General features: G+C 67.3%; 15 protein-coding genes. 7 read left to right on the forward strand and 8 right to left on the reverse strand.

All coding sequences use genetic code 11. The features are described 5' to 3' along the window. Position 1 precedes the first annotated feature (1 nt). The 6 genes from glyA to ACFTE1_RS03055 all read left to right on the forward strand — a co-directional run bounded on the left by glyA (position 2) and on the right by ACFTE1_RS03055 (position 6,812). Positions 2 to 1,276: a serine hydroxymethyltransferase gene (gene glyA, locus ACFTE1_RS03030; RefSeq protein ID WP_380617545.1), complete on the forward strand. Its 1,275-nt coding sequence runs from the start codon at positions 2 to 4 to the stop codon at positions 1,274 to 1,276. Beyond that, positions 1,276 to 2,649 (forward strand): L-serine ammonia-lyase, encoded by a 1,374-nt coding sequence (locus ACFTE1_RS03035; RefSeq protein ID WP_380617544.1) that lies wholly within the window; start codon positions 1,276 to 1,278, stop codon positions 2,647 to 2,649. Before glyA ends, ACFTE1_RS03035 begins: the two co-directional genes overlap by 1 nt. A 236-nt stretch (positions 2,650 to 2,885) precedes the next feature. Next, positions 2,886 to 3,239: a hypothetical protein gene (locus tag ACFTE1_RS03040; RefSeq protein WP_380617543.1), complete on the forward strand. Its 354-nt coding sequence runs from the start codon at positions 2,886 to 2,888 to the stop codon at positions 3,237 to 3,239. A gap of 249 nt (positions 3,240 to 3,488) precedes the next feature. After that, entirely contained in the window at positions 3,489 to 4,526 is a 1,038-nt protein-coding gene (tdh, locus tag ACFTE1_RS03045; protein WP_380617542.1) for an L-threonine 3-dehydrogenase, read from the forward strand. After that, positions 4,526 to 5,713 carry a glycine C-acetyltransferase gene (locus ACFTE1_RS03050; protein WP_380617541.1) on the forward strand — a complete coding sequence of 396 codons (1,188 nt, stop codon included), beginning with the start codon at positions 4,526 to 4,528 and terminating at the stop codon, positions 5,711 to 5,713. The genes tdh and ACFTE1_RS03050 overlap by 1 nt, the downstream gene beginning before the upstream one ends. Before the next feature lie 196 nt (positions 5,714 to 5,909). After that, positions 5,910 to 6,812 carry a LysR family transcriptional regulator gene (locus tag ACFTE1_RS03055; protein ID WP_380617540.1) on the forward strand — a complete coding sequence of 301 codons (903 nt, stop codon included), beginning with the start codon at positions 5,910 to 5,912 and terminating at the stop codon, positions 6,810 to 6,812. Between the two features lie 129 nt (positions 6,813 to 6,941). On the opposite strand, the gene ACFTE1_RS03060 is transcribed toward ACFTE1_RS03055, so the two are convergent. From ACFTE1_RS03060 to ACFTE1_RS03070, 3 genes are all read right to left on the reverse strand, one after another. Beyond that, positions 6,942 to 7,814, reverse strand: a complete 873-nt coding sequence (locus ACFTE1_RS03060; RefSeq protein WP_380617539.1) for a restriction system modified-DNA reader domain-containing protein — start codon at positions 7,812 to 7,814, stop codon at positions 6,942 to 6,944. Positions 7,815 to 8,079: 265 nt separating this feature from the next. Continuing rightward, positions 8,080 to 9,759 carry a solute symporter family protein gene (locus ACFTE1_RS03065; protein ID WP_380617538.1) on the reverse strand — a complete coding sequence of 560 codons (1,680 nt, stop codon included), beginning with the start codon at positions 9,757 to 9,759 and terminating at the stop codon, positions 8,080 to 8,082. After that, complete coding sequence (locus ACFTE1_RS03070) at positions 9,756 to 10,130, reverse strand: DUF485 domain-containing protein (RefSeq protein ID WP_380617537.1); 375 nt, start codon at positions 10,128 to 10,130, stop codon at positions 9,756 to 9,758. The genes ACFTE1_RS03065 and ACFTE1_RS03070 overlap by 4 nt, the downstream gene beginning before the upstream one ends. 596 nt (positions 10,131 to 10,726) lie before the next feature. On the opposite strand from ACFTE1_RS03070, the gene ACFTE1_RS03075 reads away from it, so the two are divergent. Next, the gene (locus tag ACFTE1_RS03075; protein ID WP_380617536.1) at positions 10,727 to 11,122 is read left to right on the forward strand and encodes a hypothetical protein; all 396 of its coding nucleotides are present in this window, start codon (positions 10,727 to 10,729) and stop codon (positions 11,120 to 11,122) included. A gap of 127 nt (positions 11,123 to 11,249) precedes the next feature. On the opposite strand, the gene ACFTE1_RS03080 is transcribed toward ACFTE1_RS03075, so the two are convergent. The 5 genes from ACFTE1_RS03080 to ACFTE1_RS03100 all read right to left on the reverse strand — a co-directional run bounded on the left by ACFTE1_RS03080 (position 11,250) and on the right by ACFTE1_RS03100 (position 14,219). Next, positions 11,250 to 11,744: a nucleotidyltransferase domain-containing protein gene (locus ACFTE1_RS03080; RefSeq protein ID WP_380617535.1), complete on the reverse strand. Its 495-nt coding sequence runs from the start codon at positions 11,742 to 11,744 to the stop codon at positions 11,250 to 11,252. After that, the gene (locus tag ACFTE1_RS03085; RefSeq protein ID WP_380617534.1) at positions 11,744 to 12,610 is read right to left on the reverse strand and encodes a GNAT family N-acetyltransferase; all 867 of its coding nucleotides are present in this window, start codon (positions 12,608 to 12,610) and stop codon (positions 11,744 to 11,746) included. Before ACFTE1_RS03085 ends, ACFTE1_RS03080 begins: the two co-directional genes overlap by 1 nt. 2 nt (positions 12,611 to 12,612) lie before the next feature. After that, positions 12,613 to 13,176, reverse strand: a complete 564-nt coding sequence (locus ACFTE1_RS03090; RefSeq protein ID WP_380617533.1) for a GNAT family N-acetyltransferase — start codon at positions 13,174 to 13,176, stop codon at positions 12,613 to 12,615. A 132-nt stretch (positions 13,177 to 13,308) separates the two neighbouring features. Continuing rightward, a complete protein-coding gene (locus tag ACFTE1_RS03095) occupies positions 13,309 to 13,782 on the reverse strand; it encodes a hypothetical protein (RefSeq protein WP_380617532.1) in 474 nt (157 codons plus the stop codon). Next, complete coding sequence (locus ACFTE1_RS03100) at positions 13,779 to 14,219, reverse strand: hypothetical protein (protein WP_380617531.1); 441 nt, start codon at positions 14,217 to 14,219, stop codon at positions 13,779 to 13,781. The genes ACFTE1_RS03095 and ACFTE1_RS03100 overlap by 4 nt, the downstream gene beginning before the upstream one ends. Positions 14,220 to 14,651: the final 432 nt, after the last annotated feature.

Genomic DNA, 14,651 nt, shown 5'->3' on the forward strand with positions numbered 1-14,651 from the left:
CATGACGCTCAACGACCAGCCCCTGGAGCAGCTCGACCCCGAGATCCACGCCGCCATCGGCGCCGAACTCGGCCGCCAGCGCGACACCCTCGAACTGATCGCCAGCGAGAACTTCGCCCCCTCCGCCGTCATGGAGGCCCAGGGCTCCGTCCTCACCAACAAGTACGCCGAAGGCTACCCCGGCCGCCGCTACTATGGCGGCTGCGAACACGTCGACACCGTCGAACGCCTCGCCATCGACCGCGTGAAAGAACTCTTCGGAGCCGAGTACGCCAACGTCCAGCCCCACTCGGGCGCACAGGCCAACGCCGCGGCCATGGTCGCCCTCCTCGAACCGGGCGACACCATCCTCGGCCTCGACCTCGCCCACGGCGGCCACCTCACCCACGGCATGCGCCTCAACTACAGCGGCAAGCTCTACAACGTCGTCCCCTACCACGTGGGGGAGAAGGACTTCCGCGTCGACATGGCCGAAGTCGAGCGCCTCGCCCTCGAACACCGGCCCAAGCTCATCGTCGCCGGATGGTCGGCCTACCCCCTCCACCTCGACTTCGCCGAGTTCCGCCGCATCGCCGACCTCGTCGGCGCCTCCCTCATGGTCGACATGGCCCACTTCGCCGGACTCGTCGCCGCCGGACTGCACCCCAACCCGGTGCCGCACGCCGATGTCGTCACCACGACCACCCACAAGACCCTCGGCGGACCTCGCGGCGGCGTCATCCTCACCAACCGCGCCGACCTCGCCAAACGCCTCAACTCGGCCGTCTTCCCCGGCCAACAGGGCGGCCCCCTGGAACACGTCATCGCCGCCAAGGCCGTCTCCTTCAAGGTCGCCGCCTCCGAAGAGTTCCGCGACAGGCAGGAACGCACCCTCGAAGGCGCCCGCATCCTGGCCGGCCGCCTCCTCGCCGACGACGTCCAGGACGCCGGCATCACCGTCCTCACCGGAGGCACCCAGGTCCACCTCGTCCTCGTCGACCTCCGCGACTCCGAACTCGACGGCAAGCAGGCCGAGGACCGCCTCCACTCGGTGGGCCTCACCGTCAACCGCAACGCCGTCCCCTTCGACCCGCGGCCCCCGATGGTCTCCTCCGGACTGCGCATCGGCACCCCCGCCCTCGCCACGCGAGGATTCGGCGCCGACGAGTTCACCGAGGTCGCCGACATCATCGCCGCCGCCCTGACCGAGAAGCCCACCGACGAGACCACCGCGAGCCTGCGCGGCCGCGTCGCCGACCTGGCCAAGGCCTTCCCGCTGTACCCTGGAGCGAAATAATGCCGCTGAGCACCTTCGACCTCTACTCCATCGGGATCGGGCCCTCCTCCTCCCACACCGTCGGCCCCATGCGGGCCGCCAAACGGTTCGTCGACGCCATGGACGAGGACGGGACCCTCCCCGACGTCGCCCGCGTCAAGTCGGAACTGTTCGGCTCCCTCGGCGCCACCGGCCACGGCCACGGCTCCGACAAGGCCGTCATGCTCGGACTCGAGGGCGAGGACCCCGCCACCGTCGACCCCGACACCGCCGACGGACGCGTCGCCCGAGCGGTCGACGAGGGCAAACTGCCCCTCGCCGGCCACCACACCGTCGCCTTCGACAAGCGCGAGGACCTCGTCCTCCACCGTCGGAAGTCCCTGCCCGCCCACCCCAACGGCATGACCTTCACCGCCTACGACTCCGAAGGCGCGGAGATCCGCGAGGGCACCTTCTACTCCGTCGGCGGCGGATTCGTCGTCGACGAGGCCGCCACCGGAACCGACCGGATCGTCCTCGACGCCACCCCCGTCGCCCACCCCTTCGACACCGGGGAGCAGCTGCTCGACATCTGCTCCCGCGAGGGCAAGCGGATCAGCGACGTCATGCTCGCCAACGAGCTCTCCTGGCGCACCGAGGAAGAGGTCCGCGCGGAACTCCTCCACATCTGGTCGGTCATGGCCGAGTGCGTGGAGACCGGCTGCCACCGCGAAGGCACCCTCCCCGGCGGGCTCAAGGTCCCCCGGCGGGCGCCCGAGCTCTACCGGCGGCTCAGCTCCGAGGAGGGCGCGCAGGACCCGCTGCACGTCGTCGACTGGGTCAACCTCTACGCGCTCGCCGTCAACGAGGAGAACGCCTCCGGGGGAAGGATCGTCACCGCCCCGACCAACGGGGCGGCCGGCATCATCCCCGCCGTCCTCCACTACTACGTGCGGTTCGTGCCGGACGCCGACGACGACGGGATCGTCCGCTTCCTGCTGACGGCTGCCGCGATCGGCATCCTGTTCAAGCAGAACGCCTCCATCTCCGGCGCCGAGGTCGGCTGCCAGGGCGAGGTCGGGTCGGCCTGCGCCATGGCTGCCGGGGCGCTGTGCGAGGTCCTCGGAGGAACGCCCGAGCAGGTCGAGAACGCCGCCGAGATCGGCATCGAGCACAACCTCGGCCTCACCTGCGACCCGGTCGGCGGGCTCGTGCAGATCCCGTGCATCGAGCGCAACGCCATCGCCTCGATGAAGGCCATCAACGCCGCGCGCATGGCCGTCAACGGCACCGGAACGCACCTGGTCAGCCTCGACAAGGCCATCAAGACCATGCGCGACACCGGCCGCGACATGCACGTCAAGTACAAGGAGACGGCGCGGGGAGGCCTGGCGGTCAACGTCATCGAGTGTTAAGCGGTTCTACAGCCAAGCGACGGGGTTTCCGGTTCGGCCGGGAGCCCCGTCGCTGCCTCAAGGAGAGGCGTGCGGTGCGTCGGGCACTGAGGGCCCGCCAGAACCGCCGCGCCCGGAAGTCCCGTTTTTGAATGCCTCGATCTTGCTGCCTCCCAAGTGAAATGGTAGGGTTCCTCGCGAATACGCAGTGTTGTGCGACGGCGTCGCCGACACCTATCACCATGGGGGAGCAACATATGAAGAAAACCCTTCGAGCGGCCGTACTACCGATCATCGCCATGATCGCCCTCGCCTTCGCCGCACCGGCGCAAGCGGCTCCCGAGCAGGAGCCGGAATTCCTGGAGGCCTCCACCGCCGCGGGACCGAACGAAGCCGCCGCGGCGGCCTGGTACCCGACAAGGGCCTGGGGGAACTCCCCGATCCGCGAGTGTTACCTCGCCACGTGCGACGTCGTGTGGCGCACCTTCGACGGAGCCAGGCTCGAGTGGAGCCACTGGGCCAGGAACCAGCACGGTAACAAGTGGTACTACGTGCGGTACGGCAGCTACAACGGGTGGATCTACTGCGGAAACCTCGACACAGGCTGCTGAACGGCGCCGCCCTGTGCCCGTGCGGGACGATTCCGCACGGGCCTTCTGCTGTTCGCATGCGGATGCCGACCCGTCGGCGGCCCCGGAACGGCGAGCCAGGGCGACCTGCCCGACCGAACGGGGGTCTCGGGCGACCGCTCTCATGGCTGTGAAGATTTTCTAACAAGACCTTGCGGAAAGTCGCGATGGACTTCACAGCGATCGGCGGTCATACTCGGGACAGCACCGACACTCGAAGGGGAGAAGCCAGTGAAAGCCTTGGCCAAGACCACGGCGGGACCCGGTCTGGAACTGACCGACGTCCCCGAGCCCGAACCCGGACCGACCGAGATCAAACTCCGGGTCCTGCGCACCGGAATCTGCGGCACCGACCTGCACATCGACTCCTGGGACGCCTGGGCGGAGAAGACCGTCACCGCCCCCCGCGTCCTCGGCCACGAGTTCGCCGGCGAAGTCGTCGAGATCGGCTCCGCCGTCACCAAGGTCAAGGTCGGCGACCTCGTCAGCGGCGAGGGCCACCTCGTGTGCGGCACCTGCCGAAACTGCCGCGCCGGGCGCCGCCACCTCTGCGCCAACACCATCGGCATCGGAGTCCACGTCGACGGCGCCTTCGCCGAGTACGCCGTCCTGCCCGAGTCGAACGCCTGGGTCCACACCCACCCCGTCGACCCCGACGTCGCCGCGATCTTCGACCCCTTCGGCAACGCGGTCCACACCGCCCTGTCCTTCCCCGTCCTCGGAGAGGACGTCCTCGTCACCGGCGCCGGCCCCATCGGCCTCATGGCCGCCGCCGTCGCCAAGCACGCCGGCGCCCGCAACGTCGCCGTCACCGACATCTCGCCCGACCGCCTCGACCTGGCCCGCAAGATCGGCGTCGACCTCGCCGTCGACGTCTCCGAGACCTCCCTCCCCGAGGTCTACGGTGAACTGGGCATGTGCGAGGGATTCGACGTCGGCATGGAGATGTCCGGACAGCCCTCGGCCCTGCGCGAGATGATCGCCAACATGACCCACGGAGGCCGCGTCGCCATGCTCGGCCTGCCCTCCGAGGAGTTCGCGATCGACTGGAGCGCGGTCGTCCTCAAGATGATCACGCTCAAGGGCATCTACGGGCGCGAGATGTTCGAGACCTGGTACGCCATGTCGGTGCTCCTCCAGGGCGGCCTCGACATCGCCCCGGTGATCACGCACCGCTACCACTGCACCGAATTCGCCGAGGCCTTCGCGACCGCGCGCGGAGGCAAGTGCGGAAAAGTCATCCTCGATTGGACCGGAACGGAGAACTGATGTTCGGCACGATGCGCGACGATATCAAGTCCACGCTGGAAGAGATCCGCGAAGCGGGACTCTACAAGGGCGAGAGGGTCATCGACGGCCCCCAGAAGGCCGCCGTGGAGGTGGGCGACACCGAGGTCCTCAACTTCTGCGCCAACAACTACCTCGGCCTGGCCGACCACCCCGTCCTCGTCGAGGCCGCCAAGAAGGCCCTCGACGACCGCGGATTCGGCATGGCCTCGGTCCGCTTCATCTGCGGCACCCAGGACCTCCACAAGAGCCTCGAGGACCGCATCTCCCGGTTCCTCTCCACCGAGGACACCATCCTCTACAGCTCGTGCTTCGACGCCAACGCGGGACTCTTCGAGACCCTCCTCGGCGACCAGGACGCCATCATCTCCGACGAGCTCAACCACGCCTCCATCATCGACGGCGTCCGCCTCTGCAAGGCCAAGCGGTACCGCTACAAGAACCGCGACATGGCCGACCTCGAGGCCCGCCTCAAGGAGGCCTCCGACGCCCGCTACCGCCTCATCGCCACCGACGGCGTCTTCTCCATGGACGGCTACTACGCGCCGCTCGACGAGATCTGCGACCTCGCCGAACGCTACGACGCCCTGGTCATGGTCGACGACTCCCACGCCGTCGGCTTCGTCGGCGAGACCGGCCGCGGCACGCCCGAGCGCTTCGGCGTCGGCGACCGCGTCGACGTCTACACCGGCACGCTCGGCAAGGCCCTCGGCGGCGCCAGCGGCGGCTACACCTCCGGACGCAGGGAGATCGTCGAACTGCTGCGCCAGCGCTCGCGCCCCTACCTGTTCTCCAACTCCCTCATGCCGGCCATCGCCGGCGCCGCCATGGCGGGCCTGGACCTCCTGGACTCCTCGCAGGAGCTGCTGGGACGCCTGCGCGCCAACAGCGAGCGCTTCCGCAGCCGCATGACCGAGGCCGGATTCGACCTCCTGCCCGGCGAGCACCCGATCATCCCCGTCATGATCGGCGACGCCGCCAAGGCCTCGCGCCTGGCCGACCTGCTGCTGGAGCGCGGCGTCTACGTCATCGGCTTCTCCTACCCGGTCGTCCCGCACGGCAAGGCCCGCATCCGCACGCAGATGTCGGCCGCGCACAGCCTGGAGGACGTCGACAAGGCCGTGGACGCCTTCATCGACGCCCGTGCCGAGCTGGAGCGCACGTCCTGAGCCCTTGAGGCGGGCCCGGCCCGCCGATTACGGAGCCCCCGTCCCCACGTGTGGACGGGGGCTCCGTGCTTTCCGTCGGAGTCCTCCGCGCGGCTGCGCCGAGTCGCCGACACCGGACGGCGCCCGCGGAGACCCGGTCCCGACATTCGGCGGACACCCGCGGACGCCGGCGCGCGGACCGGCGACAATAGGGGGCATGATCGATCCCCGCCGCCTGCGCGTGCTGCGCTCCCTGGCCGACCACGGCACCGTGACGGCCGCCGGCGCCGCGCTGCACCTCAGCCCGTCCGCCGTCTCCCAGCAGCTGGCCGCGCTCGAAGCGGAGTCGGGCCAGGAACTGCTGCGGCGAAAGGGACGGCGGGTGTGGCTTACTCCGGCCGGAGAGGTCCTCGTCGAGCACGCCGACTCGATCCTCGCGGAGCTGGAGCGCGCCGAGGCCCGAATGGCGGCCCACGCGGAGGGCGCCGCCGGACGCGTCGAGGTCGCCGCGTTCGCCTCGGCGATCACCCACCTCGTCGCCCCGGCCATCGCGGCGCTCGCCCGCTCCGCGCCGGAGGTGGCGATAACGGTTCAGGACGCCGAGAGCCAGCGGAGCCTGAGCCTGCTGCTCGACGGCGCCGTCGATCTGGCGGTCATCATGCAGTTCCGTCCCCTGCCCGACACCGAGGATCGGCGGATCGCGCGCGACGAGCTCTACGCCGAGCCCTTCGACGTGCTCCTGCCCGCCGGGCATCCGGCGGCGGGGGAGGACGAGGTCGCCATCGGGCGGCTCTCCGACGAGGAGTGGATCATGCCCCTGCCGGACAACCCCTGCCGCGATGTCCTGGTGCGCCACTGCGAGAACGCCGGCTTCCGGCCCCGCATCGCCCACAGCTCGGACGACTTCCGCGCCGAGGCGGCCCTGGTCGCCGCCGGAGTCGGTGCGGCGCTCATTCCCCGCTCGGCGCTGCACACCGTGCCCGACGGAGCGGTGCTGCGCACTCTCGAAGGGGAGGCGCCGGTGCGCCGGGTCTTCGCGGCGGTGCGGCGGGGGCGCGAGGACCATCCGCTCATAGCGACGGTACGACGGGCGCTGCGAGAGGGCACGGTACGGGCTTAAGAGCAGTCGCGGCATCAGGAGCCGTCTCGGCACTCGCAAGGCCCGTGAGCCGACCCCGCCGGCCTCGGAAGAAGAGTCCGGACACGGATAAAGGGACGGGCGACCACCCGTCCCTTTCCAATGCAGAGTTTACTTCTCGGCGTGCTCCGGCTCGGACTCGTTCTCTCCCACGAGCTTCTTCAGCTGCATCACCCGCAGGCGCTGGTTCGCGCTGGCGGTGCCGTCCTCGTTGAGGATGATCCCCGCGTCGCGCAGTTTGGCGAACACGTCCTGGGAGTCGTCCTTGAGGAACGACGGAGTCACCGCTCCGCCCTGCTGCATCACCAAGTGGGCGTTGGAGTGCCCGGAGTTCTCGACATAGTGCGAGACCGAGCGCGGGTGCTTGTCCACCAGTTCGCCCAAGTCCTTGAACGACGTCCACGAGGCCGGCGGGATCGCGTCGAGCACCCCGTTGACGGCGGAGTGCCACTCGGTGGACTGCTCCTCCTTGGGGCGCACGCTCTTCGGCGGCTCGTCACCGCGCTCGAATTGGCGTTTGAGCACCGAGAGGGCCTTCTTGGAGCGCTGGTGCGTCCACTTGTCCCAACCCGGGTAGCGGCGTCCGGCCACCGAGGAGGCGGCTCCGGAGGGAGTGTCGAACTCCTCGCCGGTCGACAGTTTCATATTGCCGTTCGCCTCGACCGTCGCGCGGTGCGTGACGCCCTTCTTGCCGCGCTTCCACACCAGTTTGTCGCCGGGGAAGACGTATCCCGCGTCGAGGAGCGGTTTGAGCGCCCCGTCGCCTCCCTTGCGCCGGCGGACCCGGCGCACCCGGCGGGTGCTCGAACCGGACAGGTCCGATTCGGCCTCGGGGGCCGCGCCCTGTTTCGGAACGGCGGCCTCTTTCCTAGCGGCATCCAATCCCAGGAGACGAGCCAGAACGGTGTCGGCCGTATCCTCCAAGGGAACCGCATTCTCCTGGATGTGCCGGTAGACCCGATCGGATACCTCGATATGGGGCATGTATTCTTACCTTTCTCAACAATGGCCCGAACGGGCCAATGTCCGCGATTGTATACAATGCCCCGAACATCATCAACATCGGTGTAATGAAACGTCTTCCAATATCCTTCGGTGAACTCGTTATCACCCGCTGGAGCCGTTGTGCGGCAAGGAATCCGCTGAAAGTGTGAATATCCTGGAAGTAAGGTCGGAAAATACCGGGAACGGCCCTTCCCCGAGGAAGGGCCGTGAATCCCGCGTATTGTGATGAATTCCCGCTAACGCGTCATTCCGATTCCGCCTTTTCGGCCCCCGCTCCGGTGAACGCGCGAACCTGCATCGCGGCGAACCTGTCGGGCCGCGATTCCCGCGACGCAAATGTTCCGAGAACCGCGAATAGGAAACCGGCGGGCACGGAGAACAGGGCCGGATTGGTCATGGGGAACCAGCTGAAGTCCACGTCCTCGCCCAGCAGGGCGTTCGGGCTGCCCGAGACGGTACTCGAGAACACCACCAGGACGACCGCCGAGAGCAGTCCCCCGTAGATTCCCCATACCGCTCCGGATGTGTTGAAACGCCTCCAGAATATCGACAGCAGCAGAGTCGGGAGATTGGCCGAGGCCGCGATGGCGAAGGCCAGTCCGACGAGGAACGCGACATTCAGATTCTGCGCGTATATCGCCAATACGACCGCTATGACTCCGACGCCGAAGGCGGCGACCTTGGCGAAACGCACCTCCTGCCGTTCGGTGGCCGTTCCGCGCTTGATCACCGAGTTGTACAGGTCGTGCGCCAGGGACGAGGAGGACGCGATGGTCAACCCGGCCACTGTGGAGAGGATGGCCGCGAATGCCGCCGCCGCTATCACCGCCAGGAGTATCGCGCCCACGGTGTTCCCCAGCATTTGCCCGGCCAATACCTCGGTCAATTGCGGGGCGGCGGTATTGCCGCCGGGGTTCTGCTCCCTGATCGCCTCGGCGCCGACGACGGCCGCCGCTCCGAAACCGAGGATCAGGGTGATCAGATAGAACACGCCGATGATCCCGATGCCCCACGTGACCGACTTGCGGGCGGTCACCGCGTCGGGGACGGTGTAGAAGCGGATGAGGATGTGCGGCAGTCCGGCCGTTCCGAGCACCAGCGCGATGCCCAGAGAGATGAGGTCGAGCTTGTTCCACATCGTCTGGACGGCGTCGCTCGCGACCTCGGTCCCGTACCGCAGTCCGGGTTCGAGGAACGCCTGGCCCTGGCCCGAGGAGCTGGCCGCGTCGCCCAGCAGCGCGCTTATGTTGAAGCCGTAGTGGACCATCACGAGAACCGCCAGGATGATGGCGCCTCCCATCAGGACGCAGGCCTTGACGATCTGGACCCACGTGGTGCCCTTCATGCCTCCGAAGGTCACGTACAGGACCATGAGCAGGCCGACGACGACGATGGCAGCGTTCGCCGCGGTCTGTCCGTCCATTCCGAGGAACGTCTGCCCCTCCTTGAGCCCCAACAGGAGCGAGATGAGCGACCCGGCGCCGACCATCTGGGCCAGGAGGTAGAACACCGAGACTCCCAGAGTCGAGACCGCCGCGGCCGTCCTGACCGGACGCTGTTTGGTGCGGAAGGACACCACGTCGGCCATGGTGAACCTGCCCGAGTTGCGCAGCGGTTCGGCTATCACCAGGAGGGCGATCAGCCAGGCGACGAGGAACCCGATCGAGTACAGGAAGCCGTCGTATCCGTACAGCGAGATGGTGCCGGCGATGCCGAGGAACGAGGCGGCCGAGATGTAGTCCGAGCCGATCGCGAAACCGTTCTGCCACGCGGCGAACCTGCGTCCGCCCGAGTGGAAGTCGGCGGCGGTCTTCGTCCGGCGCCCGGCCATGAACGTGATGGTCAGCGTCGCGGCGATCATGAGAATGAAGACGGTGAGGGTCAGGGTGCGGGTCGTCGAGACGTCCTGGGCGAGAATGCTCATCGTCCGCCCTCCTTTCCGGACACGGCGTTCTCGGCCTCGGCGGCGGCGCGCACTTCGGCGGCCGCGGGGTCGTACTTGCGCGAGCAGTAGCGCATATAGGCCCACGCGATGGCGAACGTGGACACGAACTGCCCGAGTCCGAGCAGGAGCGCGACGTTGATATTCCCGAACAGCACCGTGCCCATGAAGTCGCGAGCATAGGCCGACAGGAAGACGTACAGGAAGTACCAGGCCATGAAGCCGAGGGTGGCGGGAACGGTGAAGCGGAACAGCGTCCTCTGCAGGGCGCGGAACTGCGCGCTGGAATGGACGCCGTCGGGAGGGGCGGAGCCCTCCGTCGGCTCCGACTCGTCGTTGAGCACGGTCGACATGTGTATCTCCTCCTTGATGACGGGCCGCCGCTCGGTCTGGGAGACGCGCTCGTTTTCAGCGCGGGGCGGCGGCCCTTGTCCGGCGCGGAGGCCGGGGGACCGGATCGGGCGGGATCCGGTGTGTCACAGGCGACACTACTGAGCCGGAGAGGGCGGCGGGAAGATCTTCCCGCGAGTTGTCGGTCAGCGGCCCCGGGTCGCGCCGGGCCGTCGGTGAACGGGAGACGAGCGGTCGACGGACGGCAGAATTCACGCTGTGTCATCCTCGTCGGCACACAGGGCCATAACGACATCGTCCGTTCGTATGATATCGACTCATCTCTTCAGTGAGAAAATTTCCTTGGGACACTCTAAACTACGAGCTAATGGGACCATCTATGCATGGATGGGCGATTTGACCGCCTATGACCCTCTGGACATCGGCTCGAGAACGCGACAGAATCGAGCGAGGAAGATAAAGAAACGGCGACGAAACCGCAACGATTACCATACGTGAGCGTGAACCCCGAACGACGCCTACTTTTCACTTCCATGTCCGCCACGCGCACACGGCGGACCACGAGGGATCTACTCTATAACCGCAGTGGAGGGATTCTATGGGATCGAAGCAAGGAGGCGACGACGTGATCCTACAGGGGCTGGAAGAACTACCGCAGTGGGAACTTCGCAACGGGAGCATCATCCGCGACCTGGCCCTGGACGACTCGCAGCACGCCGAACTGGCGGAGCGCATCAGGATCGTCGCCGACACCTTCGGACTCAACGCGACCATCGACCGCAGCCCCGGCAACACCCAGGTGGCCGTCTGCACCTCGCCCCTCCCCGGCGAGAACGTCGTGACCTTCGCCGGCAGGGTCGAGAGCGCCTACATCGCGGTCGTGGGCGCGAACCTGGCCCAGCGTCCGGTGGACGAGGCGGCGAAGGCCCACTGGTGGGCCAAGCTCATGCCGCAGCGGGCGGACAAGAAGTTAGCTCCTCTCCCTTATCCATAGATCATGATGATTATATTGTCATCATGGCCTCCTCTCCCGCAAGCGAACCGTTCAAGACCGTCTATTCACGGTGCCGTCCGCGCGCGGCGGGCCGTTCTGACCAGGCGCATATACGGCGCCACGAGGCTCAGAAGTGGGTCTCCACACCGAAGGCCTTCCTCAAGAGGGCCATGTCGTGCATATCGACCGACCTGGGCTCGTAGCCCCGGTGGAACTCGATCTGTTGGGCGACAGAGACGCAGTGGACGCGGGTGCCGCCTATGACGCCCTCGGCGAAGCACTCGGCGGGGTAGCGGAAGGGCTCGCCCTCCCGCAGCGACCCCTGAAGGGCGGAACCGTCCTCCTGGAACTCGAGAGGGTGGAGGTCGATCTCCGCCCCGTCGGAACCGGTCATGACATACCGGGCCGGCCTCCAATCCAAGGTCTCCCGAAAGCCCAGGCCCTCCAGCAGGCCGGTCAAGCGGGACTCGTCCTCGGCGCGGTGCAGGAGGTCGATGTCCCCATGGACACGCGTCTCCTTGCCGACCAGGGCGTCGATACCCCAGCCTCCGGCTATCCAGACATCGATCCCCTCGCCACGGAACGCGGCGAGCAGGGACAGTACTCGGTCGGCGTCCATCATTACGCTCCCTTCACCCATCGGGTCCAGTTCTCCTGCGGCTCATAGCCCATCGCGTCCCACGCTCCGGCGCCGGCCTCGTTACCGTCCAGCACCATGGCGTCGAACCGGACGGCCCCCAAGTCCCTCAACCGTTCCTCGGCGGCTCGCATGAGCTTCCCCGCGATGCCCCGGCGGCGATGCTCCGGGCTCACCGCCAGCCGGTACAAGTGCGCTCGCCAGCCGTCCCATCCGGCGATGACGGTGCCGACGATCTCCCCGCCGCACTCGGCGACGATGAGGGCCTCGGGGTCGCGTCGGACCAACGTCTCGATGAGGTGCCCGCTGTCCGAGGGGCGGGCGTCGTTCTCTCCGGCCACTGCCCAGAAGCCGAGCAGGGTGGGGACGTCCTCGATCCGACCCGGCCTCAGCGAGATATCGGCGGCGTCGGCCACTGCCATGTGCAGCAGCGGGAAAGGCCGTCCGTCGGCGTCGGTCTCGCTGCGGCCGACGACTGTCAGTCCGTGGCGGGCGTAGAAGCGGACCGCCCGGGAGTTCTGCTCGTTGACGTCCACCTTCAGGCCGGGGGCCTTCTCCATGGCCTCGCGCAGCAGGCTGGTGCCCACGCCGCCTCCATGCCTTTCGGCGTCGACGAAGAGCATCTCCAGCTTGCCGTCCACGATGCCGGAGAAGCCCGCGATCGCTCCGTCGGCGAGGGCCACGGTCACTTCCAGGTTCGGCAGGTAGTCCTCGATGAGCCGTCCCTCGTAGTAGTCGATGTCCCCGGCCGTCAGAAAGTCGTGCGTCGCCTCGACCGCGCCGCGCCAAATCTCGACTAGACGCGGCCACTCCTCCGGACCGGTGCACGGACGCAACACGATTTCGGACATTCTCAGCTCCTCTGCATGGACCATACGACGGGGCCGCCGGTCTCGGTCGTGGCGAAGACGTCGAAGCCGTGGCGGCGGTAGAAGGCCACGTTGCATTCCTCCGACGTCCTGAGGTGGACGGGAATTGCGCCGAGCTCGGACAGCGCGGCCTCGACGATACGGCCGCCCAGACCCTGCCCCTGCCTCGCGGGGCGGACACCGACCGTGGCCAACTCCCAGGAGTGGGGACTGGAAGGTTCGGGGAGGACCGCGTTCACGGCATTGGTCCAGCGCTCGCCGCTCAATCCGGCGACCTCGTCCCAGACGGACGAATCCACGCGTTCGGCGATGTCGGGCGGATTCAGGGCGATGACGGCCTCCGCGTCGGCGGAGACGAGTACCAGGCCGTGGGGGAGTGAGACCTTGCCGAGACAGAGCGCCTGAACGGCCCTGAGGCGGTCGCGATGGCCGTCGTGGTCCACGGTCCAGCGCGTCCACGCGTAATCGGCGAAGGCGGACGCGAGGGTGTCCGCGGCGGCTTCGACGTCGGAGGGGCCGGCACGGAGGAAGTCGGTATCGGTGGTCACGCACTGACTATGCACGTAGGCGGGGCGCACGGCAATCGATTTGGCGTGTGCCACAGACCGGCGGCGAGGATTTCGGTTCCCGCGTCGCGTCGTGCGCCCGCGCGACCTTGCGGGAACATATACCAGGGGCGATCAGGGCTTTCGCCTGCCTTCTCTCCTCTGGCGCCGGTTCGGTTCCGGCATTGTCTTCGGAACCCCTAGCCGGCCGTGCAGGCGTCCGCCGGGCCGTAGGTCGCGGCTCAACGGGTCCTCCCCGCGCTCGATCTCATCGACCATCTCTTTCACCCACCGAGGCAATAGGAAGTGCGGCAACCAGAACATGCCTATTATGCCGATGGCGAGACTCAGCGCGAAGACGGCGAAAAGCACCAGATAGGCCAGCGCGAGAACGGCGTTCCCCTCGACTCCGATATCGAGCATCGACTTGAGCACCAGGATCGCTGCGAACGCCATGCCCAGGTACAGGCCGGCCAGGCCGGGCCACCCCGGAAGGAAGGACTTCAACGCCAACCACGCCACGTACTTCTGGCGGTAGGCCAGGACTCCGGACACGATCAGCACGGCGCTCATCGCACCGAGGACCGCCATGGGCGTCCAGTCGTTCATCGGCCCGCTCCCTTCTCGACGAGTACGTCCCTGTTGATGTCAGTCTGTGGGCGGTCACCCGCGCGGGTGCCGAATTCAGCTTCCAGTCGCGCCCAGCCAGTTCGGCGGCATCTCCATTTGGTGACGAGGGTCTTCTCAAATCGCCCGTCGGGGAAGCGGATGAACAGGCGGCCTCCTTTGAGGACGAGGCGTTGCCCGTTTCCTACTGTGCGGTTGCGACGCTTGGCAATCAGGGAAGTGTATCGGACTCTATGGTCAGTGACCTGTACCCATGGCATCCTCATGGCAACTATGAAGACGATACTGACACCGATGGATCCGCCGAGCGCGCCGGCCCATTCTGGGTCCTGATTGGCCGAGAGCGGAAGCAGGACCGCAGTAACCAAGTAAAAAGCAGGGACGTATCCGTAGTAGTACAAGGGGTGGTAGATCTTCATGTCCAGTCCTCCGGGGAAGAGGTTCAAGGTGTCCATTCATCGTACCGGGTGTCAAGGCGGTCCAGAGCCATGCGCGCTCCGGAAGGCGACAGCACCGAACTCGAGTTTCCGCATGATTTCCTGAAGGGGGAGGACATGTTCGGCCTGGTATACGGGGGCCAATGGCGGCAGATCTTTGATCGTCGGCGAGCGTTGAGCACACCCGTCAACGACGACGCCTTGACGTCGAAGCCTCGAGGCTGAGCCGGAGACGGTCATGAGCGGCCGATGGTCAACGCCCCACTTGTCCACCGATACCACGGTGCATCCGATACCCATGTGCACCTTGTACATTCGTGAGAGCGGCCTGCGGGGGTCTCGTCGGTCGTTGAAGCGGTCGGGCTCGCACCGCTTCGGCCGATTACCGGCACCGGCAATCGGCCGAAGCGGCAG

This window comes from Salininema proteolyticum (assembly GCF_042685645.1).
GTDB classification, from domain to species: domain Bacteria; phylum Actinomycetota; class Actinomycetes; order Mycobacteriales; family Micromonosporaceae; genus Salininema; species Salininema proteolyticum.